The following is a 24435-nucleotide window of genomic DNA, read 5'->3' on the forward strand; positions in this document are numbered from 1 at the left end:
GGTTACTCCCGAACGTAGACACGCAGCGTGACATACGACGTCACGCCTGCCAACAGGATTCCGGTGATGATCAACCACGGAGCCACGAACAAGACGTCGGACGCACCGATGCGCGCCAGGATGTTCACCCCGTAGAGATCGCGGAGCGCATTGTCGAAGAACACCACCTTGGCCGTGAACAATCCCGCGATGGCGAGAACGGCGCCCACGAGCGACGCCACCACCGCCTCCAGGAGGAACGGCAACTGCGTGTACCACCGTGTGGCACCGACCAATCGCATGATCGACACCTCGGTCCGACGGGTGAACGCAGCTATCTGCACGGTGTTGACGATCAGCAGGATCGCGGCGAGGGCCAGCACCAGGGCTATCGCGAACGCCGCGTTGCGCGTTCCGTCCAAGACGCTGAAGATCCGTTTCACCAACTCACGTTGGTCGAGCACGCCGTCGACACCGAGATCCTTGCGGTCCTTGAACTCGTCGAGCACCGTGCCGAAGGAGTTGGAGTCCGACATCCGTACCTTCAGCGACGCCGGGATGGTGCCCTCGCGGATATTATCGGCGATGTCGGGGTTGTCACGGAAGGTCTGCTTGGCGTTCTCGAAGGCCTTGTCGCGGTCGATGAAGGTCACCGACCCGACACCGGGCTGCTTCTCCAGGTCGGTGCGCAGCGTCGAGCACGGCGCCGACTGGCAGTTCGGATCGGCATCGGAGACGGCGTCGTTGAGGAAGAACTGCATCTCGACACGGTCGAGGAAGATCTTCTGACTCTTGTCCGCCATCTGGATCACCAGCAGACCGCCGCCGAAGATGCCGAGGGTGATCGCCGTCGTCAGGATCATCGCGATGGTCATCGTGACGTTGCGGCGCAGTCCGTTGAGAACCTCGCTGATGATGAAGTTCGCTCGCATGCTCGCTCAGGTGTCCTTTACCGGGTCGGGGGTCGGGTCGTCCGTCGGGCGGGCGTCAGCCGATCCCGTACACACCCTGCGGGTCGTTGCGGACCAGTCGGCCGTTGTCGAACTCGAGCACTCGCCGGCGCATGGCGTCGACGATGTGGCGGTCGTGGGTCGCCATCACCACCGTGGTGCCCCGACGGTTGACGCGGTCGAGGACGTCGACGATCTCCTCGCTGGTCTCCGGGTCCAGGTTTCCGGTCGGCTCGTCGGCCAGCAGCACCAGCGGCCGGTTGACGATGGCGCGGGCGATCGCCACACGCTGCATCTCACCACCGGACAGCTCGGTCGGCATACGGTCGGCCTTGCCCGCGAGACCCACGTAGTCGAGCACCTCCGGGACCACGCGTTTGATGGTCTGCGGCGACTTGCCGATGACCTCGAGTGCGAAGGCCACGTTGTCGGCGACCGACTTCTGCTGCAGCAGCCGGAAGTCCTGGAACACACAGCCGATCGACTGGCGCAGTTTCGGCACCGTTCGACCACGCAGTCGGTTCACGTGGAACTCGCCGACGTAGACATCACCCTCGGTGGGCCTGTCCTCTTTGAGCAGCAACCGGAAGAAGGTCGACTTGCCGGAACCAGACGGTCCGATGAGGAACGCGAATTCGCCCTTCTCGACCTCGAGGCTGAGGTCGGAGAGCGCTGGTCGGCTGGAAGCCTTGTACTTCATCGTGACGTTGTCCAGCTTGATCACGGTGAGCCAGTGTAACCACGGCGGCTGAGAACCACGTTCAGGCACGACCCGGCATGTCTTCGCCCAGGTCAAGCCGTCTGGCGATCACCGTCGAGGCGTCGAGGTCTCCGACGGATACGGCAATCCGAGATTCGGTAGCGGCACGCCGGGCAGACCGGGAACCGTGGTCGGTGTCGACCGCGAACCCGTCTGCGGTCCTTGGTCGCCGACGTCGGGTTCTCCCGTCGCGCCACCGGCTCCGGACTCGTCCGAGGTGCTCGGCACCGACGGCGACGACGACGACGACGATGTCGACGTCGGTGAGGTGCTCGACGGCGTCCACGTCTCCGTCGGTGTCGGTGTGGTGCGCACCGGGGTCGGACGCTGCGGTGGCTCGACGACGCCGTACCGCTCCGAGGTGTACCCGTAGAGGGCGAGCATACCGACGAAGGCCACGACCAGGATGAACGTGCTCGTCCGGATCCGCGTACGCCACAGATGACGCCAGTCGCGTCGGGGCGGATCGGTGTGCTGGTCGTCGGCCGCGGCGTCGGTCACCGTGGGGATCTCGCCGGTCGGGGTCTCGTCCGGCGGCGGCACCGAGCCGGCCGACGGACGGATGTTGCGGGTGGGCGGCGTCGGATCGTCGGGCCGCGGGGTCTCGCCGGGTGGCTGGGTCGGGTCACTCACCGGACTCACCCCCGGTTCGGTCGAAGCCGCTGCGTTCGAGAGTGGCCGGGGGCGCCGAGCCGGACTCGACCTCGCGACCGGGTGCGACGGTGATCCCCTCGATCGCCAGGGCACGCACGATCCTGATCCGCAGGGCACGACTGATCTCGAACTGCTTGCCGGGCAAGGTGCGGGCGACCATCCGGACGGTCACGGAGTCGAGCTCCAGATCGATGACCCCCAGTGGCGCCGGCGCATCGAGCAGAAGCCGGTGCAGGGCGGGGTTGTCGAAGAAGTCGCGGCCGACCTGCTCGAGGACCTCGTTCGCCTTCGCGATGTCGGCCTCTGCCGGGATCGGGACGTCGACCACCGCCCGCGCCCAGTCCTTGGAGAGATTGGTCGCCTTCACGATCTGCCCGTTGGGAACGGTGACGACCTCGCCGTCACCGGTGCGCAGCTTGGTGATGCGCAGGGTGACGTCCTCGACGGTGCCCTCGGCCGGTTCGGTGCTGCCGACCACTGCGAGGGTCACCACGTCGCCGTAGCCGTACTGCTTCTCGGCCACGATGAAGAACCCGGCGAGCAGGTCCTGCACCACTCGCTGCGCGCCGAATCCGAGCGCGGCACCGAGGACGGCGCTGGGCCCGACGAGGCCGGTGATCGGGACACCGAGGACTCCGAGGATACGGATCCCGCAGACCAGCGCGACGATGATGATCGCTGCCCAACAGACCACCTGCACCACTGCGCGCCGGTGTTTCGCAGCCTCGGACTGCACGATGTTGTCCTGGGCGTCGAACTTGCGATCGACACGCTCGGCATAGCGGTCGCCGCCCCAGCGCAGGACGCGGACCATGAGGAGGGCAGCCAGCACCCACAGGACGATCTCCAGCCCGCTGGTGGCCAACCATCGGAACAGACGGTCGCCGCCGGTCCCGCTCAGGTCGAAGGCGAGGACGTCGATCTCACGCATCGGCATCAGCGGTGGCCATCCTCCACCTGATACCCGCCTCGATGAACTCGTCGATGTTCCCGTCCAGGACCGCGGTCGGATTGTTGTTCTCGACGCCGGTCCGCAGGTCCTTCACCATCTGGTACGGGTGCAGGACATACGAGCGCATCTGGTTGCCCCAGCTGGAACCGCCGTCGCTCTTGAGGGCGTCGAGCTCGGCGCGCTCTTCCTGGCGCTTGCGCTCGAGCAACTTGGCCTGCAGGACGCGCATGGCCGCCGCCTTGTTCTGCAGCTGGCTCTTCTCGTTCTGACACGTCACGACGATGCCGGTCGGCGTATGGGTCAGCCGCACCGCCGAGTCGGTGGTGTTCACCGACTGTCCGCCGGGGCCCGACGACCGGTACACGTCGACGCGGATGTCGGTCTCGGGGATGTCGATGTGGTCGGTGGTCTCCACCACCGGCAGGATCTCGACCTCGGCGAACGACGTCTGCCGCCGACTCTGGTTGTCGAACGGGCTGATCCGGACCAGGCGATGGGTGCCCTGCTCCACCGACAGGGTGCCGTACATGTACGGCGCCTTCACGGCGAAGGTGGCGCTCTTCAGGCCGGCCTCTTCGGCGTAGGAGGTGTCGTAGACCTCGACACCGTAGCTGTGCTGTTCGGCCCACCGGATATACATACGCATCAACATCTGGGCCCAGTCGGCGGCGTCGACACCGCCGGCGCCGGAGCGGATGTTGACCAGGGCGTCGCGCTGGTCGTATTCACCCGCCAACATCGTCTTGACCTCCATGGCCTCGATGTCGGCGCGCAGGGAGGCGCGTTCGGAGTCGGCGTCGGCGACCGCCTCGGTGCGCGCGTCGCCCTCTTCGGCCTCGGCGAGTTCGTAGAGCACCGGGAGGTCGTCGAGCCGCTGCCGGAGTTCGCTGACGCGTCGGTACTCGGCCTGCGCGTGGGACAGTTCGCTGGTGACCCGCTGAGCGTGTTCCTGGTCGTTCCACAGTTCGGGGTCGGATGCCTGCATCTCGAGTTCGTCGATCCGACGACGCAGCTCCTCGAGATCGAGCACCTTCTCCACGGTGGTCAGGGTGGAGTCGAGGGATTCGAGATCAGTGGTCGCGTCGGGATGCACGGTGTTCAAGGATACCGATCGCATCGACCGCTTCTCCCGGACGGCGTCATCGGGCTGCGTGATCGCGCGGCCGAGGTGCGCCGGGTGCGAACTCAGGCGGGCGGGCGCGGACCGGTGTCCTCGGCACCGATGGGCGGCGGCGGGGGCAGCTCGCCGAACTGCCATGAGGTCGAGGCCTTGCCGGGCTTGTAGACGACGGCGAGGTCGGCACCGATCTGCGGCCACGGATCGTTCTCGCCGACGACGAGCGTCCCGTAGACCTCGGCGGGCTGCGTCTGCGGGCCGTTGATGGTGCCGGAGATGGTGCAGAAGCGCTCGCCCTTCTTGTCGCCGTGGTCGGGTCGGTCGCTGACACCGGTCACCGTGAAGGTGCCCTGGACGAAGGAACCGGCGCGCCCGCCGCCGAGCGGTCGCGGCGAACGCCCACGCTGCCACTGGAAGACGAGGACGACCACGAGCACGGCCAGGATCAGACTGAATGCCACCGCGGTCCACATGCCCAGTACCCTACCGGTCATGTCCGATTCGGCCGGTGCGATCGACACCCGCGACGACCTCGAGCTCGCGCTGTCCCTCGCGGACTCCGCCGACGCGCTCACCATCCAACGCTTCGGCGCCGTCGACCTGCGCGTCGACGACAAGCCCGACCTCACGCCGGTGACCGACGCCGACCTCGCGTGCGAACAGCTCATCCGCGAGCGCCTCGCCGCCCGTCGGCCCGGTGATGCCGTGCTCGGCGAGGAGTTCGGAGGCGACCAGTTGCTCGAAGGCCGCCAGTGGGTGGTCGACCCGATCGACGGGACGAAGAACTTCGTCCGAGGCGTACCGATCTGGGCGACGCTGATCGCCCTGCTCGTCGACGGCGTGCCGACGGTCGGCATCGTCTCGGCCCCCGCACTGCACCGACGCTGGTGGGCCGCAGCCGGTTCCGGCGCCCACGCTACCGTGGACGGCGGGATGCCGCGGCGCCTGCAGGTCTCCGGGGTCGGGGCGCTCGGCTCGGCCAGCCTGGCGTTCTCGAGTCTGTCCGGGTGGGCCGACCGCGGCATCCGCGACAGATTCATCGCGCTGACCGACGAGGTCTGGCGGGTGCGCGGCTACGGCGACTTCTACAACTACTGCCTGGTGGCCGAGGGAGCGGTCGACGTCACCGCCGAACCCGAGGTCTCCCTCTGGGACCTCGCCCCGCTCGACATCATCGTCCGGGAGGCCGGTGGACGCTTCACCGACCTCTCGGGTTCCGAGGGGCCGGCCGGCGGCAGCGCGGTGGCCTCCAACGGTCAGCTGCACGACGACGTGCTCGGCGCCCTGCGCGGCTGAGCGACAACAGATCCCGGCGACCGCCGGACCGTCAGATCTCGGTACCCGACTCTGTCTCCAGGATCTTCAGCTCGGTGGCCGGGTCCTTCATGTCGCCGAGCCGCGCGTAGTGCACGCCGGTGCCCGCATCGGACAGCACTGCCTGATGGATCGGCACGGCGACTCGCGGCGCCATCGCCCGCAGGTAGTCCACCGACTCGCTGAGCTTCATCCACGGCGCCGCCGACGGCAGCGCGAGCACGTCGATCCGCTCGAACGGGATGTAGAACGAGTCGCCCGGATGCATGAACCGTCCCGGACCGTCGGCGGTGCCGAGGACGTAGGCGACGTTGTCCACGACCGGGATCTCAGGATGGATCACCGCGTGCCGTCCGCCGGTGATGCGCGTGCTGACCGACTTGATGGCGAACTCCGCGCCGCTGTGCGCCGCCGTCCACTCCCCTGCGACCCGATCACCGTTGAGCTGCTCGGTGGTCTGCGGGTCGGCGTAGAGCACCGCATCCGGATTCGCCGACACCAGATCGGGCAGTCGATCGACGTCGACGTGATCGGGGTGCTGGTGGGTGATCAGGATGGCGTCGAGACCGTCGATGCCCTCGAATCCGTTGGAGAGGGTGCCGGGGTCGAACAAAATGCGAGTCCCGTCGAGCTCGACCAACAGGCAGGAATGACCGAAGTGGGTGATCTCCATGCATCCACTCTGTCACTCGGGAACCGGGCCCGACGGCTGTCGGCTCAGGTGATGTCCGGGAAGAGACCCCATCCGGCGACGACGTCGGCGATCCGGAGGACCCCGTAACCGATCCACACGGTGAGGACGACCAGGGCGACCTTCGCCACGGTCCGATGTCGAAGTCGCGCGACCAGCGTCGTCTGGCCGGTGACGAGCGCGACGAACCCGACCGCCGCGACCGCGATCACGGTGGTCAGCAGCAACGGGCCGAAGACGTTGAAGGCGAACGCCTGCCCGACCTCGCCGTGGGCCAGCGCCACCCAGCTCCGCGTCAGCCCGCAGCCGGGGCACGGCAAGCCGGTCATCCGACGGAACGGACACAGCTCCGGACCATGCGCCACCGCGTCCGGGCTGAGCGACGCGGCCACGCCGACTGCCGCGACGCCCGCCAGGACCAGCCCCCCGGCCGCCCACCGCGACGGCCCGACGACCGACGGATCGGGGCGACGGGGGGCATCGGCGACGCCCGGTGCACCGGGGTGGTGAGAAGACACCAGACCAGCGTAGATGGGACGGTGCGACCGTTGTGTCCCACGAGTGCGTGACAAGCTCCTTACCGGAGAGTAAGGTCAGTTCTTACTACCGAGTAAGATCGGTGTCGAAGATCGACCTCGTCAGAGAATTCGTCAGAGAAACAGTGGTGAACATGACAACGCACACCGAACCGCGCGACACCTCCGCCGTCGGCAAGAACCCTCGTCGCCGTAACGCCATCGGCACCGCGATGCGGGTGCTGACGACCGTGACCGGTTCCGAGTTCGCGGACAAGTACAAGATCCGTGAGCCGCTCAACCGGATCGCGTACCAGGGCACCAAGACAGGCTTCCAGACCCTCGGTGCGGCCAACCGCGCGTTCAAGGCGGCCCAGGGTGGCGGCTCGGGTGAGCCCAAGCGTCTCACCACCACGCCGAAGGGGTACTTCAACCTCAACCCCGACGACGAGCAGCAGATGATCGCGGAGACCGTCCGCGAGTTCGGGCAGGAGATCCTGCGTCCCGCTGCCTACGACGCCGACAACGCCGCCGCCGCACCCGAGGACATCCTCAAGCGCTCGGCCGAGCTCGGCGTCACCCTGATCAACGTCCCCGAGGACTTCGAGGGCGCCGCCACCGAGCGTGGCGTGGTCACCAACGCGCTGGTCGCCGAGGCGATGGCCTATGGCGACATGGGGCTGGCGCTGCCTCTGCTCGCACCGTCGGGCGTGGCGACCACCCTGACCAACTTCGGCAGCGATGCACAGCAGCGCACCTATCTGCCCGACTTCGCGAGCGAGAACGTGCCGCAGTCGGCGGTCGTCATCGCCGAGCCACGTCCGCTCTTCGACGCCTTCGCGCTGGAGACCAAGGCCACCCGCGTCCCGAGCGGCTACCGCCTCAACGGTGTGAAGTCGTTCGTCCCGGCCGCCGGTTCGTCCGAGCTCTTCATCGTCGGCGCTCAGCTCGACGGCCGCCCGGCGTTGTTCCTGGTGGAGTCGGACAGCAAGGGCCTCATCGTCGAGGCCGATCCGGGCATGGGTGTCCGCGCCGCGGGCATCGGCCGAATCCTGTTGCAGGACGTCGCCGTCCCGACGACGGCGCTCATCGGCGAGTCCGAGGGTGACGAGGCGTTCGCCGCCTACCGCGACGTGGTCCGTCTGTCCCGACTGGGATGGTCGGTACTGGCCGCCGGCACCGCGAAGGCAGTCCTCGACTACGTGATCCCCTACGTCAACGAGCGTGAGGCGTTCGGCGAGCCGATCTCGAACCGTCAAGCCGTCGCCTTCATGGTCGCCACCATCGCGACCGAGGTCGACTCGATCCGCCTGGTGACGCTGCGCGGTGCCGCCCGCGCCGAGCAGGGCCTGTCGTTCGCCCGTGAGGCCGCGCTGGCCCGCAAGCTGACCATCGACAAGGGTCTGCAGATCGGTCTCGACGGCATCCAGCTCCTGGGTGGCCACGGCTTCACCAAGGAGCACCCGGTCGAGCGGTGGTACCGCGACCTGCGCGGTGCCGGTATCGGCGAAGGCGTCGTCGTCCTCTGACGACCTCCGGGACACTCACCGAAAGACGATCACAATGAGCATCAATCTGGAGCTTCCCAAGAAGCTGGACACGACCATCGATCAGGCCCACCAGGCCGCGGCCGAGATCTTCCGTCCGATCTCCCGCAAGTACGACCTGCGTGAGCACGACTACCCCGTCGAGCTCGACACGCTGGCCAGCCTGTACGACGGTCTGGCCGAGGCAGGTCAGGCGGGCGCAGGCGCCGACGGCGGGCGCAGCCAGGAGAAGAAGGGCAAGCCGAAGCCCGAGGGCACCGTGGTCAACGGTGGCAACATGCAGTCGGTCATCAACACGATGGAGACCTCGTGGGGCGATGTCGGCCTGATGCTGACCATCCCCTACCAGGGCCTCGGCAACGCCGCGATCGCCGCAGTCGCCGACGACGAGCAGCTCAAGCGCTTCGGCAAGGTGTGGGCTGCGATGGCCATCACCGAGCCCAGCTTCGGCTCCGACTCGGCGGCCGTCTCGACCACCGCGACCCTCGACGGTGACGAGTACGTCCTCAACGGCGAGAAGATCTTCGTCACCGCCGGCTCACGCGCCACCCACATCGTGGTGTGGGCCTCGGTCGACAAGAGCCTCGGGCGTGCCGCGATCAAGAGCTTCGTGGTGCCGCGCGAACACCCGGGCGTCGAGGTCGCACGCCTCGAACACAAGCTCGGAATCCGGGTGTCCGACACCGCCGTGATCCGGTTCGAGAACTGCCGTATCCCCAAGGAGAACCTCCTCGGGTCGCCTGAGGTCGACACCAAGAAGGGCTTCGGCGGGGTCATGCAGACCTTCGACAACACACGCCCGATGGTCGCCGGCATGGCGGTCGGTGTGGCACGAGCGTCGCTCGAGGAGCTGCGTCGGGTGCTCGAGGAGGCAGGCGTCGAGATCGACTACGACAAGCCCGCCGCCGACCAGCACGCAGCTGCCGCCGAGTTCATCCGCATGGAGTCCGACTTCGAGGCCGCCTACCTGCACACGATGCGGGCGGCCTGGATGGCCGACAACAAGCAGCCGAACTCACTCGAGGCGTCCATGTCCAAGGCCAAGGCGGGACGCACCGGCACCGACATCACCAACAAGACCGTCGAACTGACCGGCACGCTCGGGTACTCCGAGCGTCTGCTGGTGGAGAAGTGGGCCCGCGACTCGAAGATCCTGGACATCTTCGAGGGCACCCAGCAGATCCAGCAGCTGATCATCGCGCGGCGCGTACTGAACAAGAGCAGCGCCGACCTGAAGTGAGCTGACGGCTCGAGAAGCACCTCTCACAGGGCCGAAGGACCCGGGCGCACATCGCACCCGGGTCCTTCGGCTTATCAGGTCTGTGCCGCTCAGCCGCGCAGTTGTTCGGCCAATGCATCCAACACCGCAGCGTCCTCGATGGTCGACGGCACGGCATAGTCCTCGTTATCGGCTATCTGCCGCATGGTCTTCCGCAGGATCTTGCCCGAGCGGGTCTTCGGCAGAGCGGCGACAACTGTCACGTCCCGGAAGGTCGCGACCGCACCGATCTCGTCGCGCACCTTCGCGACCAATTCCGATCGCAGGGTGTCGGGCTCGATCTCGACGCCTGCCTTGAGGACCACGTATCCGCTGGGCCGCTGCCCCTTCAGCTCGTCGTGGATGCCGATCACCGCACACTCCGCGACCGCGGGGTGCGTGGCGACCACCGCCTCGATGCTGCCGGTCGAGAGTCGGTGTCCGGCGACGTTGATGACATCGTCGGAGCGGCCGAGGACCACCACGTAGCCGTCGGCGTCGATGTAGCCGGAGTCGCCGGTGAGGTAGTAGCCGGGGAAGGCGTCGAGGTAGGACGTGCGGAATCGCTTCTCGTCGCGCCAGAGTCCGGCGAGCGTGCCCGGCGGGAGCGGCAGGTCGATCACGATCGTCCCCTCCTGGTCCGGGCCGACACGATTGCCCGCGGCATCGAGGACCCCGACCCGATACCCCGGCACGGGAACCGTCGGCGATCCGGCCTTGATCGGCATCGGTTCCAGGCCACGGAGATTCGCGACGATGGCCCACCCGGTCTCGGTCTGCCACCAGTGGTCGACCACCGGTACGCCGAGCACCCGCCCGGCCCATTCGAAGGTGTCCGGGTCCAGCCGCTCCCCCGCGGCGAACAGGGTGCGGAGCGAGGAGGTGTCGTACTTCGACAGCTCGACGGCCTCCGGATCGACCTTGCGGATGGCCCGGATCGCGGTCGGTGCGGTGAAGAGGGCGTTGACGCCATGGTCGGCGATCACCCGCCAGAAAGCCCCGGCGTCGGGGGTGCCGACCGGCTTGCCCTCGTACATCACCGACGTCGCGCCGACGAACAGCGGCGCGTAGACGATGTACGAGTGCCCGACCACCCAGCCGACATCGGACGCCGTCCACCAGGTGTCGCCCGGATGGATGTCGTAGATGTTGGCCATCGACCAGGTCAGCGCGACCGCGTGACCGCCGTTGTCGCGGACGACGCCCTTCGGCCTACCCGTGGTTCCCGACGTGTAGAGGATGTACAACGGGTCGGTCGCGGCGACCGGCACCGGCTCCGCCGGAGTGGCTTTCGCGATCTCGGTGTCCCAGTCGAGCCAGCCGTCGACGTCGGCGGCCGACCCGGAGACCTCCGGGCGGTCTTTCACCACGACCGTCGGCGATGACGCGGCGAGGTCGATGGCCGCGGCGACGATCGGCAGGTAGTCGACGGTTCGCCCCGGTTCGAGTCCGCCCGACGCGGTGACGATGGCGACCGGTTCGGCATCGTCGATACGCGCGGCCAACTCCTTGGCCGCGAACCCACCGAACACCACCGAGTGCACCGCACCGATCCGCGCGCAGGCCAGCATCGCGACGGCCGCCTCGGGGATCATCGGCAGGTAGATCACCACGCGGTCGCCCTTCGTGACGCCCTGCGCCAGCAGCACTCCGGCGAACCGGGCGACCTCGTCGAGGAGTTCGGCATAGGTGATGTGACGCTGTTGTCCGGTCATCGCCGAGTCCCAGATCAGGGCTGTCCGAGCGCCGTGACCGGCGACGATGTGGCGGTCGAGCGCGTTCACGGAGGTGTTGAGCTCGGCGTCGGGGAACCACCGGTAGATGGGTGGGTTCGAGTCGTCCAGTGCGGTCGTCGGTGGCGTCACCCAGTCGACAGCCTGTGCGGCGTCGAGCCAGAAGTCCTCGCGGTCGTCGACACTGCGATCGAACTCGTCCCGATAGCTGCCCATGACGCCCCTCTTCCGACTGCCGCTTCACTGCTGTGCGCGCAACGGTAGGTCACTCCAGATAGTTCTCCACCACATCGGCCGAACGGACCTGCGCGTCGTCGGGATTCTCGCCCGCGTCACGACGGGCCTGTCGCTGGCGCAGGAGGTCCCAGGACTGGTCGAGGGCGACCTCGAGTTCCTTGAGTCGCGCGTTCTCCTCGTCGGCGCTGATCTCGCCGCGGCCGAGTTTGGCACGCAACTCGTGCTCCTCGGCGATCAGCTGGGTGATGTGGTCATGGATCGACTTGTCGGCGGCCATGAGACCACGGTAGTCGCGCAGCCCACGCCGAGCCCCGGAACACGGCGAAGATCAGCACCCACACGACAGCGATCGCGACCGTCAGTCCGATCCAATAGTTGCGGTCGGCGACGGTCGGGTTGGCGGGCGCCGACCCGATGAGCCGAGGGAGCACGACCGGCACGGCGAGCAGGAGCAGGACGTTGGTGTTGGCGAGGGAGGTCATCAGCGGAACCCACCACCGTGTGGGCGTGCTGCGTCGGATCAACCAGGCGACGCCCAACGCGATCGGCGCGAGGACCGCATCGTGCGCCGCGAGTCCGAGAGCCAGCCACACGACGATGGACAGCTGCTCGGCTGTCGGGAACTGCCACATAAGGCTGACCCCGTAGATGATCGACGCGAGGCCGATCAGCACGAGAACCGCCCGAATCGCGGTCGACATCAACTCACCTCGATCCTCGCGAGCCACTTCGTCTGCATCACGCCGGGAAGGTTCGGTGCGATCAATCGGCACGGATACCCGTGGTCGAGATCGAGTCGTTGACCGTTGACCGCGAGCGCGATCAGGGTCTTGGGATCGCGTACATGACCTCCGGGCACGTCACTGACGGCATAGGCCCCACGCTCGAGTGAGACCATCCGTGCACCGTTCGCGCCGCTGCGATCCACGAGTGCGACCAGATCCGACAAGCGCACGCCGGTCCAGGTCGCCTCGGCGCTCCACCCCTCCACACAGGCGATCGGCAAGGCGACCGTGTGCTGTGGAAGCGCCGCGAGCTCCGCGTGAGTCAACACCCGCTCGATGCCCGGCCCGACGATCCGGAGACGATAGGCGGGGTCGGTCGCAGCTTCGACGATGCCGGCCTGGTCGGCGGTACGGTTCACCGGCAATCCCTGCGGCCCGTCCCCGCTCCTCGGCGCAAGGACGGCGAGGCGTCGCAGCGGTGTCACCGTCTGGCCCGCCGTCACCACCGCTGCCACCCCCGCAGCTGCCCAGGCGCTCCGCACGACGGTCCGCCGCGACACCAGCCGGCGCTCGTGATCGGGGGTGGCGCCGTCGTCGGCGTCGCCCTCCTCGCGCACGGCACCGGGATGCACCGGGCCGCGTTCGTCCTGCTCGCCACCCCGACGCCGCCCGGCATCGAGGGCATCGCGGATGATCGGCAACTTGACCGCGACGTGCACCACGATCGAGCCGACGACGACGTAGGCCATCGCATGATGGGTGGTGGTGAAGAAGAATGTCCACGGGTACCAGTGCGCGGTGTTGAACAGGCCGGTGACCAATTGGAAGATGGTTGCCGCGACCAGAACGGCGATCGACAGACGTTCGAGTAGTCGCGCCGGCGACCCGATCACCGGGCGTTCGAACAACTTCGGGTAGACCACAACGAGTTTCGCGAGGAGAAGAGGGATCGCCATGACACCGGTGATCACGTGGGCACCCTGGGTCACCCGATACAGCCAGACCGGACGACTCGGCCACCAGAACCAGTCCGGCGGATGCTGAATCCAGTGACTGAGGATGCCGGTCACGAAGCAGACCGCGACACAGAGCCCCAGGGCCAGACCGATGTGGGTGGTGACCCGCCGGTCCCGAAGGCTGCTCGAGGCCGCGGTCACATCCGCACCATCTCGGCGACCTGCCGGTCGGCGACCTCCCACACCGTCGAGATCGTCAGCCCCGCACGTGCTCCCGCACGTTCGGCACCGAGCAATCCCACCCGGGCCCACCGGAACCACGGACCGGCCTCACCCGCCGCCTCCACCCGCACCGTGTCGACGGCGACATGTTCGATGTCGGGGGTGAGCTCCACCAGCACGGTGCCGCCGACGGCGACAAGACTCGCGGCGCGGCCGAGAATCCGCTCCGGATCCCCGTCGATCCCGACATTCCCGTCCACGAGCAGCACACGATGCCACCGCCCTTCGCCCGGCAGTCGGTCGAAGATGCTGCGGCACAACGCGGGTGCGCCGCACTGCCGTGCCATGTGGATCGCGGTGCGCGAATGGTCGACTCCCAAGACCATGATGTCGCGCAACGCGAGCGCGGCGAGGAATCGCCCGGGACCGCAACCGAGATCGATGGTCGGACCGGAGCACCGCGAGGCGACGGCGTCGTCGAAACACCGGTCCCCGATCTCGCCCGAGGCCCCGAGCCAGCGCGTCACCGGGAGGTCGACGACCGTCCCGTCCTCCCGGCGGAGGCTGCTCGACTCGCCCACAAACGCGCCGTCGAACATCCCGACCGTCTGTTCGTCATCCGGCCGCATCGTGCGCGATCCTCTGATCCCCGAGCAACTTGGTCAGAGCACCGACGAATTCACTGTCGGCGGTGCACCATCCGGCCACTCGGTCGACGTCATCCGGCACGTCGACGTCCGTGTGTGCGCCCAGATGGGCGACCCGGAGACCCGAGGCCCGCAGCGCGCCCTCCGTCTCCGAGGCGGTGTCGGCCTGCGACATCCGGATCGACGGCAGCAGCTCCGACCCGACACCGTCGTGGAGACCGAGCGCCCACCAGCCACCGTCGCAAGCCGGCGCCAGCACGGCGTCGACACCGGGGGCGGCGAGTCGTTCCACGCCGGCGGCCATCTCGTCGGCACCCACCTGCGGGGTGTCCATTCCCACTTGCAGGACGGTGTCCACGCCGAGTTCCACCGCGTCGCGGTGAGCATTGGCCAACCGGGTACCGAAGTCGTCGCCGCGCTGCGCGATCACCCTGCAGCCGGCGAGTTCGGCACTCAGCTCGTCGCCGCGCACGCCGTCGCTGAGCCGACCGGTGCACGCGACCACCACCGAGGCCTCTCGGACCGCTCGTGCCGCGCGGAGGGTGTCGAGAAATGCGGCAGCCGCCAGGTGCGCGGCGCCGAGCGCGCCGAACCGCGGAATGAGCCTGGTCTTCGCGCGACCGGGTACCGGAGCCTTTGCGACGATGAGGATTCCGGCGCTCACGGCAGCGCCGCCAGGAAGTCCCGACCTGCCCGCCAGGAGCCGACCACGGAGCCGGAGACCTTCGAGCGTCCCGCGGTCCGGGGCCGGTAGGTCACGTCACACTCGACCACTCGCAGTCCGTACTCGGCGGCACGCACCAGGAGCTCGACCGGATAACCCGACCGCCGATCTCGGATGTCGAGTCCCAGCAGCACATCTCGCCCGATCGCACGCATCGGCCCGATGTCGTGCACGTCGATTCCATGGCGCCGACGGAGCCGCCACGCGACACCGGCCGAACCGAGCCGGGCATGCCATGGCCAGGTCGACGCGCGATCGGGCCGTCGTCGCCCGACCGCGAGATCGGCGCCAGCATCTAGGCCATCCAACAACATTCGGAGCTCGCCGGGTCGCATCGACCCGTCACCGTCGATGATGCAGACGACCGGCCGGCGGGCCGCGCGAGCGCCCGCATCGACGGCGGCGCCGTAGCCGGGGCGCGGTTCACGGATGACGGCTGCCCCGGCACGCGCCGCGACCTCGGCGGTGGGGTCCGACGAACCGTTGTCGACGACGATCGTCTGCATCCCGTACGGGACCTCCTGCACCACAGCTGCGATCGAACCCGCCTCGTCGCGACAAGGGATGATCACCGACACATCTTCCGGTCTCATGCTTTTCACGCTAGGACGCCGGACGCGAGGATGGTGGCCGAGACCGATGACGGAACTGTGACGTCCTGTCACGGTGGCATCGCCTCGTTGCGTCCGGGCATAGGTTGGATTGTGTGAGTGACACCGCGACGCGTCCTGAACCCGTCGAGGACCCGTTCCTCGACGACGCCGACCCCACCTCACGGATCACCTGGCGCCGTGACCTGGTGTGGGTCGGTGGCGCGACAGCACTGGTGGCGCTGGCTGCGATCGTCCCCATCGTCATGGGCGATGACCTGCGCGGCCGCATCTTCGCCGATGCTGCACCGTTGTTCGGCCGGTGGCTGCCGCATATGGGACCAGGCACCATCCCGGCTGTCGTCATCGGAGTGGCGGCCGTCGTCGTGCTCCCGATCCAGGCACCGACGCTCCGATGGGGCCGGCTGCTGGTCGTCATCTCCGGCGTCGCAACGATGTGGACATTCGCACTCGCGCTCATCGACGGCTGGCAGCGCGGGATGGCCGGCCGACTCACTCGGCCGGACGAGTACCTCGCCGAAGTTCCTGGAGTACACGACATCCCGGCCACCCTCGAGGGATTTGCCGGTCGGATAGTCGATTTCGGTCCCGAGTCGTGGACAACGCATGTGTCGGGCCACCCGCCCGGCGCGTTGCTGACGTTCGTCTGGCTGGACCGGTTGGGCCTCGGCGGCGGAGCCTGGGCCGGGGTGTGGTGTGTGCTGGTCGGGTGCAGTGGCACCGCCGCTGTTCTGATCGCCCTCCGGCGGCTCGGCGCGGAGGACTGGGCGCGTCGGTGCGCACCGTTTCTCGCACTCTTCCCCGGGCTGGTCTGGGTCGGTGTCTCCGCGGACGGAGCGCTGATGGGCGTGGCCGCCTGGGGTGTCGCCGCGCTCGCGGTGTCGGCGACAACCTCATCACGCCGGGCCTCAGCCATTGCGGGCGTCGTCGCCGGAGTGATACTCGGCTGGGCGATCTTCCTCAACTACGGCGCCGTGCTGATGGGCTTCGTGGCGCTCGCCGTGCTGATCGCCGCGCGGAGTGCGCGGCCGCTGCTGTGGGCGATACCCGGCGCTCTGGCAGTGGTCGCGGTGTTCTGGGCCTACGGGTTCTGGTGGTTCGACGGCTACTTCGCCGTCGTGGAGCGCTATTACCAGGGGATCGCGTCGACCCGCCCGTTCTCGTATTGGGGCTGGGCCAACTTCGCGGCGACCCTGTGCGCTCTCGGTCCCGCCGCGGCGGGAGGAATCGGACGACTGTGCCGACGCTCGATCTGGACGCGTCCCGCCGCGCTGCTGGCGATCGGTGGGGTGCTCGCGATCCTCGCCGCGGACGTGAGCGCACTGAGCAAGGCGGAGACCGAACGCATCTGGCTTCCCTTCGGTCTGTGGGTCATGATCGCGACAGCGCTCCTGCCCGCACGACATCAGCGATGGTGGTTGTCGGCCCAGGTCGTTCTCGCCCTCGCGGTCAACCACCTGGTGTTAACGTATTGGTGAAGTGGGAACGGTGGCACTCATGCACATCCTGGTGGCCGACGACGACCCCGTCGTCGCCGACGTCGTCCGGCGATACCTACAGCGTGACGGCATGGACGTCGTCGTCGTGGCATCCGGCGCGGAGGCGCTGGCCGAGATCGAGCGCTCTCCCATCGACCTGGCAGTCCTCGACGTGATGATGCCCGAGGGCGACGGGATCGAGGTCTGCCGCACCATCCGCGCGAGCGATCACCCCGACCTGCCGGTCATCATGCTGACAGCGCTCGGTGACGCCGACGACCGTGTGCTGGGTCTGGAGACCGGTGCGGACGATTACCTGGCGAAGCCGTTCAGCCCCCGTGAGTTGAGCCTGCGAGTCCAGTCCGTGTTGCGTAGGGCCGGAACACATGTCGGCAACGGGGTGGACACGGTCACCGACGGCGACGTCCATGTCGACGTGCCGGCGCGGGAACTCTGGGTGGGCTCGCAGTCGGTGTCGACCACCAAACGCGAGTTCGATCTCGTCACCTTCTTCCTCGCGCATCCCGACGTCGTCTTCTCCCGCGACGAACTTCTCGAGAAGGTGTGGGGTTGGACAGTCGGCGACCTGTCGACCGTGACCGTCCACGTCAAGCGGCTGCGCGCAAAGCTCGGCGACGCCTCGCAGATCGACACGGTGTGGGGGCAGGGGTACCGCTGGACGAGCACGGCCGGGGCGACCGATGCCTGAGAACCTCCGGATGCTGCTCCTCGCGATCGCGTGGACCGCCCCCGTGGTGTTGATCGGTGCGGGAATAGTGGTGTGGGCCCGCCGCATGCCGCTGGTCATCAGCATGGTCGCCATGGTGCTGATCCCGTTGGCCGCCACCTTCGTCGGCGTCTTCGGCGTCAGCGGCCTGATGTTCACCGAAGACCTGTGGAACACCGTTGCCGTGCTCGCCGCGGTGTCGCTGGTGACCATCCCCGGGGCGCTATGGCTCGGACGGTTCCAGGCGCGACGCACAGTGTGGGAGCGCAAGATGCGCGAACAGGAACGCGCCGCGGAGCGTTCCCGCCGCGAACTGATCGCCTGGGTCAGCCACGACCTGCGCACCCCGCTCGCCGACATCAAGGCCCTCGCCGAGGCGCTCGCCGACCGTGTGGTCACCGAGCGGACCGAGGTCGCCGAGTTCGCCGATCAGATCGACCGCAACGCGATTCGGCTGTCGCAGATGGTCGACGACCTCTTCGAGATGGCCCGCATCAACGCCGGGGCTCTCACGCTGGACCTCGAGGCCATCGATCTCCGTGAGGTCGCCGACGAGGTCGTATCCGCGAACGCCGGCGCCGCCGCACGGGCCGACGTCTCGCTCACCGTCTGCCCACTCCCCGATCCGCTGATGGTGGAGGGCAGTTCGTCGGCCCTGTCCCGAGTACTGACCAACCTCGTCGTGAACGCCATCGCGCACACCCCGCCCGGTGGTGAGGTCACCGTGACGCTGAACTGTTCCGACCGTCGCGCACAGGTGAGCGTCGCCGACACCGGTGTGGGGATCGCCGACTCCGACCTACCGCGGATCTTCGAGATCTCTTACCGCGGCACCGCTTCGCGCACACCCGTCAACGCGGCGGGGATGCCGGTCGGATCAGGAATGGGGCTCGCCATCGCGCGCGGGCTCGTCGACGCACACGCCGGAGCCATCGCGGCACGAAACAACGTCGACGGCGGTACCCGGTTCGACGTGACCATCCCGTTGATCACCCCGGCCTGACGCAACACAGTCGACTGGTCGGTCAGCGATAGGCCCGTTCGACCGATTCGCGCAACGGCTCACCGGCGAACCGGGCGATCCCGACCTCGGGCATCGTCGAGGCACGGAACCCCAGCTCGGCTTCGGCCGCAGCGGGATCCGCGACGACGTGACGCACATCGGACACCCGGTGTTCGCCGGTGACGATCGGCGGTGGCCCACCTGCTGCCTCGGCAAGGATCGTCGCGACCTCGCCGATCGCGATCGGTCGACCCGAGCAGATGTTGAACGCACGAAACGACTCCAGTGACCGATCTTCGATCGCGGCGAGGTTCGCCCTGGCCACATCGTCGACGTGCACGAAGTCCCGCATCTGTCGTCCGTCCTCGAACACCTTCGGTGCACGGCCGGAAGCCAGTTGGGAGCGGAAGATCGAGGCCACCCCGGCATATGGTGTGTCGCGCGGCATCCCCGGCCCGTACACGTTGTGGTAGCGCAACGCGGTCACCGAGCCGCCGGTCGCCAGCGCCCAGGCACGGGCGTAGTACTCCTGGGCCGCCTTGCTCGCCGCGTAACTGCTCTGCGGCGCGATCGGCGCCTCCTCACCGGTGAGTGCCCAGTGCAGACGTTCGCCCGACGGGAGTCGATGGTCGAACAATCCGGCCGCCAGATCCTCGCGACGACGCTGGGGGACGACGTCGGGGCGGTGGCCGTCGGCGGTCCGGTGAGACCCCATCCCGTACACGACCATCGACGACGCCAGGACCAGCCGGTCGCATCCCGCCCGGTACATCGACGCCAATAGTTCCGCTGTCGCCAGGTCGTTCTCCCGCGCGAAGCGGGGTGCGTCGGACGCATCGACACCCGCGCCGACCATCGCCGCCTGATGGCACACCACGTCGACACCGTCGAGCATCGCGCTCATGGTGTCCGAGTCGGCGACGTCGGCCTGATGCACACCGGGTGGGTGCTGAGCGTGTTCGCCGTGCGCCGCCGCCAACATCGAATCGATGCCGATCACGTCGAAGCCCGCGTCGCGCAACTGGGCGAGGATGCGGCCGCCGATGAATCCCGCGGCGCCGGTGACGAGTACGCGGGTCATCGGGGTACCGCTCCCCCGGCCGCGACGATCCGGTCGGGATCGTGGTCGGCCGCAGCGCAATCGCAGTCCCCGCCGGGGTCGAGGTTCGCGACGGCGTCCCGGAGTCGGTCCGCGAAGATCGGGAGGCCACGTCGGAACTCTGCGAAGACCTCCTCGGCCGTCACACCGCCACCGGCGTCGACCCCGGCATCGAGGTCGGTGACGAGACAGGTCGTCGCGTAACAGAGCCGGAGTTCGCGGGCGAGGACCGCCTCGGGATGTCCGGTCATGTTCACCAGCGACCAGCCCTGTCCGGCGTACCACCGACTCTCGGCACGGGTCGAGAACCGAGGTCCCTCGATCACCACCATCGTGCCGCCGTCGACGATCCCGTCCGACGCGAGCACTGCTCGTAGGTCGGGACAGTACGGATCGGCGAACGACACGTGGACCGGGCCGTCGGGCGAGGGGAAGCCGGATCGGTCGAAGAATGTCTGTGGTCGCCCGTGCGTCCGATCGACGAGTTGATCGGGGACGACGATCGTGCCGGCGGGCAATCGCGGTGTCAGGCTGCCGACCGCACACGCACCGAGTACCCGCCGCGCGCCCGACGCCCGCAGAGCCCACATGTTCGCCCGGTAGGGCACCTCGTGGGGCAGGTATTCGTGGCCGCGACCGTGCCGCGGCACGAACACCACTCGCCGTCCCGCGATCACTCCACTGGTCAGCGGCGCCGATGGACGTCCGAACGGCGTGTCGACGTCCAGTTCGGTCGTGGCTGCGGCGTCGTCGAAGAAGGAATAGAGTCCCGTGCCGCCGATGATGCCGATCGCCGGGCCGTGTTCCGGTGCGCGGTCACCGTCCAAGGCGGTGTCAGTTGTGGTCATCACCCTCGATACTGCGCGCGAGGTTCGGCGTCGTCAGCCGCATCGTGCAAAGGGTCACCCTTTCGTCATCATCGGGCGACCGGCACACTCGTCGTCTCGATACCCCCTAGGGGTATAGTCGCTCGCATGGAGACCACCCACATGCATCACCACGACGCGGATCACGGCGAACACGCGGACGACTCACACGCGGGTCGCGAAGCACACGCAGGTCACGGTGGCCACGGGGGGCATGGCGGACACGGCGACCACGTCGCCCAGTTCCGCCGACTCTTCTGGATCATGCTGGTACTCGCGATCCCGGTCGTCGGGTTCAGCTCGATGTTCGCGATGCTGGTCGGCTACGAACTCCCCGACCACGGGTGGACCACCTGGATCTCACCCGCGGTCGGCACCGTCGTCTACGTCTGGGGCGGACGCCCCTTCCTGACCGGTGCGCTCTCCGAACTCCGTGCACGCGCGCCCGGCATGATGCTCCTCATCGCCCTCGCGATCACCGTCGCCTTCGTCGCCTCGTGGGGGGCCACCCTCGGCATCCGCGACCACGAGCTCGACTTCTGGTGGGAACTGGCGCTTCTGGTGGTCATCATGCTGCTCGGACATTGGATCGAGATGCGGTCCCTGGCACGCACGACCTCGGCGCTGGACTCGCTGGCGGCGCTCCTGCCGGACCAGGCCGAGAAGGTGGTCGGCGATGAGATCGTCGCCGTCGCACCCGCAGATCTGGCCGTCGGTGACGTCGTGGTCGTCCGGCCCGGCGGCTCGGTGCCCGCCGACGGTCGCGTCGTCGAGGGATCGGCCGACGTCGACGAGTCGATGGTGACCGGCGAATCCCGTTCGGTGCGTCGAGGTGTCGGCGATCAGGTGGTCGCCGGCACGGTGGCCACCGACTCCGGGCTGCGCGTCGAGGTGACCGCCATCGGCGACGACACGACTCTCGCGGGCATCTCGCGGTTGGTCGCCGACGCCCAGGCATCGTCGTCACGCGCACAACGCCTCGCCGACACCGCGGCGGGCTGGCTGTTCTGGTTCGCACTCGGCGCCGCGGTGATCACCGCGGTGGTGTGGTCGGCGATCGGCATGCCCGACGAAGCAGTGGTCCGCACCATCACCGTCCTGGTGATCGCGTGCCCGCACGCATTGGGTCTGGCCATCCCTCTCGTCGTCGCCATCGCGACCGAGCGCGCGGCCCGCGGCGGCGTGCTGATCACCGACCGACTCGCGCTGGAGGCGATGCGGACCGTGGACACGGTGCTGTTCGACAAGACCGGCACGCTGACGACGGGCACGCCGACCGTCACCTCGGTCGCCACCGCCGACGGCGTCGACGAGACCACCGTCCTCCGCTTGGCTGCGAGTGCCGAGAGCGACTCCGAGCACCCGCTGGCCAGGGCCGTCGTCGCGGCGGCGACCGACCGCGGCATCGAAGTGCCTCGTGCCCAGGACTTCTCGCCGAGTCCGGCGGTCGGGGTGACCGCGACGGTCGAGGGCGTGACGGTGTCGGTCGGCGGACCCCGCGTGCTGGCCGACGGACTGACCGAACTGGCGGCGGTCGAGGACTGGCGCGCCGACGGCGCGATCATCGTGCATGTCGTTCGCGACGGAGTGGTCATCGGCGCACTCGGTCTCGCCGACGCGGTGCGTCCCGAATCCCAGGCGGCGGTCGATGCCCTGCACCAGCGCGGCATTCAGGTCGTGATGATCACCGGTGACGCGCAGGCGGTGGCCGACAAGGTCGGAGCGGAGGTCGGGGTCGACCGGATCTTCGCCGGCGTCCGTCCCGAGGACAAGTCGGCGACCGTCGAGGGTCTGCAACGTGAGGGTCGGCGGGTGGCCATGGTGGGTGACGGTGTCAACGACGCTCCCGCCCTCGCCGCCGCCGACGTCGGCATCGCGATCGGCGCGGGCACCGACGTCGCGATCGCCTCGGCCGGAGTGGTGTTGGCGAGTTCCGATCCCCGGTCGGTGCTGTCGATCATCGAGCTGTCCCGAGCCACCTACCGCAAGATGAAGCAGAACCTCTGGTGGGCAGCCGGATACAACCTCATCTCGGTACCGCTCGCCGCCGGGGTGCTCGCCCCGGTCGGTTTCGTGCTGCCGATGAGCGTCGGCGCGATCCTGATGTCGGCGTCGACCGTCGTGGTGGCCCTCAACGCACAGCTGCTGCGCCGGCTCGACCTGCGCCCCGGCGCGAATCCGTAAAGGACTCGTACTCGGTAGTTTTCGGCAACCAGGATTGTCGGTGGTCGGCGGTAGCGTTCGGGTTGATCCTGAGTCTCGTGGGGTCGTCATGTCCGCTGTCGTTTCACCGCCTGGGCTCGCGCCTGTTGCTGCTGTCTCCGTTGCGGTGTCACCGTCATCTGATGCCCCGTTGTTCGATGGCGCGGTGGTGGCGGAGTTGTCGGATGGTGAGTTGTGTACGCGGGTGGTCGGGTACGCGGGTCAGATGGCGGCGTTGACGGCCCGGTTTCTGGAGTTGCTGGCCGAGTTCGATCGGCGTCGCGCCTGGAGTGGGGAGGGGATCGTCTCGTGTGCGCAGTGGTTGTCGTGGCGGGTCGGGCTCTCCCTACGCACCGCCCACGACCACGTTCGGGTCGCACACGCACTCTCCGAGCTCCCGATGATCGCAGCAGCGTTCGCGGCTGGGCGACTCACATATTCGAAGGTGCGGGCATTGATCCGGGTCGCGACGCCCGAGCGGGACGCCGAACTGCTCAACCTCGCCATGAACGCGACAGCAGCACAGGTGGAACGGCGGTGGAGGTGGAACGACGACGGCACGTTGTCGGTGACGCTGCGACTCAGCCCTCTCGACGGGGCCCGGTTCTTGGCCGGCGCGGTACGGGCAGAGTACGAACGCACCCGCGTCGACGGCGACCCCGACGTTCCGCCGAACGCCCCATCACACGACGAACCCTGTCCGCCGCAGCGGCGTGACCTGTGGCGACACGTGCCGGCCGAGATCGCCCCGGCGGTCATCGCGATGGCCGACACCATCCACGACCTCGTCGACATCCCCGAGACCGCACCCGGTGCGGAAATCCTCATCCACACCCACGACGATGTAGTCGCTGGTGTTGCGCCAGTCGTCGATGCGTATCTCGATGACGGACCGGCGATGGCCGATGCCGAGCTCGATGAAGCACGGTGTGGAGCGGCGGTGCGCGACATCCGATCACGGCGCGACGGTGCGATCCTGTGGTGGGGGCGTAAACGTCGGGTACCCAATGCTGCCCTGGTCAGGATCATCACCCAGCGTGATCGGGGATGTCGCCATCCCGGCTGCGGACGCACCCGCTACCTACACATCCACCACGTGCGAGCGTGGTCGGCCGGTGGCCGCACCGACCCCGACAACCTGATCCTGCTGTGCAGCACCCACCACCGGGCGCTGCATCGCGGCGAATTCTCGATCACCGCACTCGCACTGCAACAGTTCAGCTTCCACCGCCCCGACGGCACCCTCATCGACACCGCACCACCAGTGACCGCACCCACCAGCTGGACACCCGACCCCACCATCTCGGCCACCGCCACCACCCCCACCGCCGGCGGACGCCTCGACCTCGGCTACACCACCGAAGTCCTCACCGCGATCTGCGCCTGGAAAGCGCAGCACTCGAGCATGGTGCAGGCCGCCTGAAGAACGTTCCGCGGAACGCCGAAAACGTTCCGGCATGAGTGGCAC

25 protein-coding genes are annotated in these 24435 nt (G+C 68.2%); 8 read left to right on the plus strand and 17 right to left on the minus strand.

All coding sequences use genetic code 11. The features are described from left to right. Nucleotides 1-2: 2 nt before the first annotated feature. From ftsX to GS4_RS01800, 6 genes are all read right to left on the minus strand, one after another. Nucleotides 3-911: a permease-like cell division protein FtsX gene (ftsX, locus tag GS4_RS01775; RefSeq protein ID WP_007616880.1), complete on the minus strand. Its 909-nt coding sequence runs from the start codon at nt 909-911 to the stop codon at nt 3-5. A 55-nt stretch (nt 912-966) separates the two neighbouring features. After that, on the minus strand, nt 967-1653 hold the full coding sequence (gene ftsE / locus GS4_RS01780) for a cell division ATP-binding protein FtsE (RefSeq protein WP_040509166.1): 687 nt from the start codon (nt 1651-1653) through the stop codon (nt 967-969). A gap of 84 nt (nt 1654-1737) precedes the next feature. Further along, nucleotides 1738-2322, minus strand: a complete 585-nt coding sequence (locus GS4_RS01785) for an Rv3103c transmembrane domain-containing protein (RefSeq protein ID WP_007616884.1) — start codon at nt 2320-2322, stop codon at nt 1738-1740. Next, nucleotides 2315-3280, minus strand: a complete 966-nt coding sequence (locus GS4_RS01790; RefSeq protein WP_007616886.1) for a mechanosensitive ion channel family protein — start codon at nt 3278-3280, stop codon at nt 2315-2317. Before GS4_RS01790 ends, GS4_RS01785 begins: the two co-directional genes overlap by 8 nt. Further along, nucleotides 3267-4388: a peptide chain release factor 2 gene (gene prfB / locus GS4_RS01795; protein ID WP_040509222.1), complete on the minus strand. Its 1122-nt coding sequence runs from the start codon at nt 4386-4388 to the stop codon at nt 3267-3269. The genes GS4_RS01790 and prfB overlap by 14 nt, the downstream gene beginning before the upstream one ends. Nucleotides 4389-4480: 92 nt before the next feature. After that, nucleotides 4481-4885, minus strand: a complete 405-nt coding sequence (locus GS4_RS01800) for a hypothetical protein (protein WP_040509225.1) — start codon at nt 4883-4885, stop codon at nt 4481-4483. Nucleotides 4886-4904: 19 nt separating this feature from the next. Between GS4_RS01800 and hisN the strand changes: the two genes are divergently transcribed. Then, nucleotides 4905-5708: a histidinol-phosphatase gene (gene hisN, locus GS4_RS01805; protein ID WP_007616889.1), complete on the plus strand. Its 804-nt coding sequence runs from the start codon at nt 4905-4907 to the stop codon at nt 5706-5708. Between the two features lie 31 nt (nt 5709-5739). Here the strand turns inward: hisN and GS4_RS01810 are convergent, their stop codons facing one another. Continuing rightward, entirely contained in the window at nt 5740-6399 is a 660-nt protein-coding gene (locus GS4_RS01810) for an MBL fold metallo-hydrolase (RefSeq protein WP_007616890.1), read from the minus strand. Nucleotides 6400-6443: 44 nt separating this feature from the next. After that, the gene (locus GS4_RS26055; RefSeq protein ID WP_007616891.1) at nt 6444-6935 is read right to left on the minus strand and encodes a DUF2752 domain-containing protein; all 492 of its coding nucleotides are present in this window, start codon (nt 6933-6935) and stop codon (nt 6444-6446) included. A gap of 152 nt (nt 6936-7087) precedes the next feature. Here GS4_RS26055 and GS4_RS01820 point away from each other — a divergent pair, with 152 nt between their 5' ends. Both GS4_RS01820 and GS4_RS01825 read left to right on the plus strand, forming a co-directional pair. Continuing rightward, entirely contained in the window at nt 7088-8461 is a 1374-nt protein-coding gene (locus GS4_RS01820; protein WP_040509227.1) for an acyl-CoA dehydrogenase family protein, read from the plus strand. Nucleotides 8462-8495: 34 nt separating this feature from the next. Further along, on the plus strand, nt 8496-9719 hold the full coding sequence (locus GS4_RS01825) for an acyl-CoA dehydrogenase family protein (RefSeq protein WP_007616910.1): 1224 nt from the start codon (nt 8496-8498) through the stop codon (nt 9717-9719). An 89-nt stretch (nt 9720-9808) separates the two neighbouring features. Here the strand turns inward: GS4_RS01825 and GS4_RS01830 are convergent, their stop codons facing one another. From GS4_RS01830 to GS4_RS01860, 7 genes are read right to left on the minus strand one after another with little or no spacing between them, the layout of a single operon-like run. Further along, the gene (locus tag GS4_RS01830) at nt 9809-11686 is read right to left on the minus strand and encodes a propionyl-CoA synthetase (protein WP_007616911.1); all 1878 of its coding nucleotides are present in this window, start codon (nt 11684-11686) and stop codon (nt 9809-9811) included. Nucleotides 11687-11735: 49 nt separating this feature from the next. Then, nucleotides 11736-11984 (minus strand): DUF2630 family protein, encoded by a 249-nt coding sequence (locus tag GS4_RS01835; RefSeq protein WP_007616912.1) that lies wholly within the window; start codon nt 11982-11984, stop codon nt 11736-11738. Beyond that, nucleotides 11959-12408: a hypothetical protein gene (locus GS4_RS01840; protein ID WP_007616913.1), complete on the minus strand. Its 450-nt coding sequence runs from the start codon at nt 12406-12408 to the stop codon at nt 11959-11961. The genes GS4_RS01835 and GS4_RS01840 overlap by 26 nt, the downstream gene beginning before the upstream one ends. Continuing rightward, nucleotides 12408-13589: a molybdopterin-dependent oxidoreductase gene (locus GS4_RS01845; protein ID WP_007616914.1), complete on the minus strand. Its 1182-nt coding sequence runs from the start codon at nt 13587-13589 to the stop codon at nt 12408-12410. Before GS4_RS01845 ends, GS4_RS01840 begins: the two co-directional genes overlap by 1 nt. Next, the gene (locus tag GS4_RS01850) at nt 13586-14239 is read right to left on the minus strand and encodes a class I SAM-dependent methyltransferase (RefSeq protein ID WP_007616915.1); all 654 of its coding nucleotides are present in this window, start codon (nt 14237-14239) and stop codon (nt 13586-13588) included. Before GS4_RS01850 ends, GS4_RS01845 begins: the two co-directional genes overlap by 4 nt. Continuing rightward, nucleotides 14226-14921: a TIGR04282 family arsenosugar biosynthesis glycosyltransferase gene (locus tag GS4_RS01855; protein ID WP_007616916.1), complete on the minus strand. Its 696-nt coding sequence runs from the start codon at nt 14919-14921 to the stop codon at nt 14226-14228. The genes GS4_RS01850 and GS4_RS01855 overlap by 14 nt, the downstream gene beginning before the upstream one ends. Next, the gene (locus tag GS4_RS01860) at nt 14918-15574 is read right to left on the minus strand and encodes a glycosyltransferase (protein WP_040509173.1); all 657 of its coding nucleotides are present in this window, start codon (nt 15572-15574) and stop codon (nt 14918-14920) included. Before GS4_RS01860 ends, GS4_RS01855 begins: the two co-directional genes overlap by 4 nt. Before the next feature lie 113 nt (nt 15575-15687). On the opposite strand from GS4_RS01860, the gene GS4_RS01865 reads away from it, so the two are divergent. From GS4_RS01865 to GS4_RS01875, 3 genes are read left to right on the plus strand one after another with little or no spacing between them, the layout of a single operon-like run. Next, complete coding sequence (locus tag GS4_RS01865) at nt 15688-17070, plus strand: DUF2339 domain-containing protein (protein ID WP_007616919.1); 1383 nt, start codon at nt 15688-15690, stop codon at nt 17068-17070. Nucleotides 17071-17089: 19 nt separating this feature from the next. Next, on the plus strand, nt 17090-17779 hold the full coding sequence (locus GS4_RS01870; RefSeq protein WP_040509232.1) for a response regulator transcription factor: 690 nt from the start codon (nt 17090-17092) through the stop codon (nt 17777-17779). Next, complete coding sequence (locus tag GS4_RS01875) at nt 17772-18800, plus strand: sensor histidine kinase (RefSeq protein ID WP_007616921.1); 1029 nt, start codon at nt 17772-17774, stop codon at nt 18798-18800. Before GS4_RS01870 ends, GS4_RS01875 begins: the two co-directional genes overlap by 8 nt. A 22-nt stretch (nt 18801-18822) precedes the next feature. Here GS4_RS01875 and GS4_RS01880 read toward each other — a convergent pair whose 3' ends face one another. Then, the gene (locus GS4_RS01880; RefSeq protein WP_007616926.1) at nt 18823-19881 is read right to left on the minus strand and encodes an NAD-dependent epimerase/dehydratase family protein; all 1059 of its coding nucleotides are present in this window, start codon (nt 19879-19881) and stop codon (nt 18823-18825) included. Beyond that, complete coding sequence (locus tag GS4_RS01885; RefSeq protein ID WP_007616928.1) at nt 19878-20747, minus strand: S-methyl-5'-thioadenosine phosphorylase; 870 nt, start codon at nt 20745-20747, stop codon at nt 19878-19880. The genes GS4_RS01880 and GS4_RS01885 overlap by 4 nt, the downstream gene beginning before the upstream one ends. Nucleotides 20748-20873: 126 nt before the next feature. On the opposite strand from GS4_RS01885, the gene GS4_RS01890 reads away from it, so the two are divergent. Both GS4_RS01890 and GS4_RS01895 read left to right on the plus strand, forming a co-directional pair. Next, nucleotides 20874-22949 carry a heavy metal translocating P-type ATPase gene (locus GS4_RS01890; protein WP_007616930.1) on the plus strand — a complete coding sequence of 692 codons (2076 nt, stop codon included), beginning with the start codon at nt 20874-20876 and terminating at the stop codon, nt 22947-22949. Nucleotides 22950-23118: 169 nt separating this feature from the next. Beyond that, nucleotides 23119-24390, plus strand: a complete 1272-nt coding sequence (locus tag GS4_RS01895) for an HNH endonuclease signature motif containing protein (protein ID WP_007616932.1) — start codon at nt 23119-23121, stop codon at nt 24388-24390. The last annotated feature ends 45 nt before the right edge of the window (nt 24391-24435 follow it).

This window comes from Gordonia soli NBRC 108243 (genome assembly GCF_000334455.1).
Lineage (GTDB): Bacteria > Actinomycetota > Actinomycetes > Mycobacteriales > Mycobacteriaceae > Gordonia > Gordonia soli.

Coding starts and splice junctions, on each gene's coding strand:
- ftsX (WP_007616880.1), bottom strand. CDS start 911: ATGCGAGCGAACTTCATCATCAGCGAGGTTCTCAACGGACTGCGCCGC.
- GS4_RS01790 (WP_007616886.1), bottom strand. CDS start 3,280: ATGCCGATGCGTGAGATCGACGTCCTCGCCTTCGACCTGAGCGGGACC.
- GS4_RS01800 (WP_040509225.1), bottom strand. CDS start 4,885: ATGTGGACCGCGGTGGCATTCAGTCTGATCCTGGCCGTGCTCGTGGTC.
- hisN (WP_007616889.1), top strand. CDS start 4,905: ATGTCCGATTCGGCCGGTGCGATCGACACCCGCGACGACCTCGAGCTC.
- GS4_RS01810 (WP_007616890.1), bottom strand. CDS start 6,399: ATGGAGATCACCCACTTCGGTCATTCCTGCCTGTTGGTCGAGCTCGAC.
- GS4_RS01820 (WP_040509227.1), top strand. CDS start 7,088: ATGACAACGCACACCGAACCGCGCGACACCTCCGCCGTCGGCAAGAAC.
- GS4_RS01825 (WP_007616910.1), top strand. CDS start 8,496: ATGAGCATCAATCTGGAGCTTCCCAAGAAGCTGGACACGACCATCGAT.
- GS4_RS01830 (WP_007616911.1), bottom strand. CDS start 11,686: ATGGGCAGCTATCGGGACGAGTTCGATCGCAGTGTCGACGACCGCGAG.
- GS4_RS01835 (WP_007616912.1), bottom strand. CDS start 11,984: ATGGCCGCCGACAAGTCGATCCATGACCACATCACCCAGCTGATCGCC.
- GS4_RS01840 (WP_007616913.1), bottom strand. CDS start 12,408: ATGTCGACCGCGATTCGGGCGGTTCTCGTGCTGATCGGCCTCGCGTCG.
- GS4_RS01850 (WP_007616915.1), bottom strand. CDS start 14,239: ATGCGGCCGGATGACGAACAGACGGTCGGGATGTTCGACGGCGCGTTT.
- GS4_RS01860 (WP_040509173.1), bottom strand. CDS start 15,574: ATGAGACCGGAAGATGTGTCGGTGATCATCCCTTGTCGCGACGAGGCG.
- GS4_RS01870 (WP_040509232.1), top strand. CDS start 17,090: ATGCACATCCTGGTGGCCGACGACGACCCCGTCGTCGCCGACGTCGTC.
- GS4_RS01875 (WP_007616921.1), top strand. CDS start 17,772: ATGCCTGAGAACCTCCGGATGCTGCTCCTCGCGATCGCGTGGACCGCC.
- GS4_RS01880 (WP_007616926.1), bottom strand. CDS start 19,881: ATGACCCGCGTACTCGTCACCGGCGCCGCGGGATTCATCGGCGGCCGC.
- GS4_RS01885 (WP_007616928.1), bottom strand. CDS start 20,747: ATGACCACAACTGACACCGCCTTGGACGGTGACCGCGCACCGGAACAC.
- GS4_RS01890 (WP_007616930.1), top strand. CDS start 20,874: ATGGAGACCACCCACATGCATCACCACGACGCGGATCACGGCGAACAC.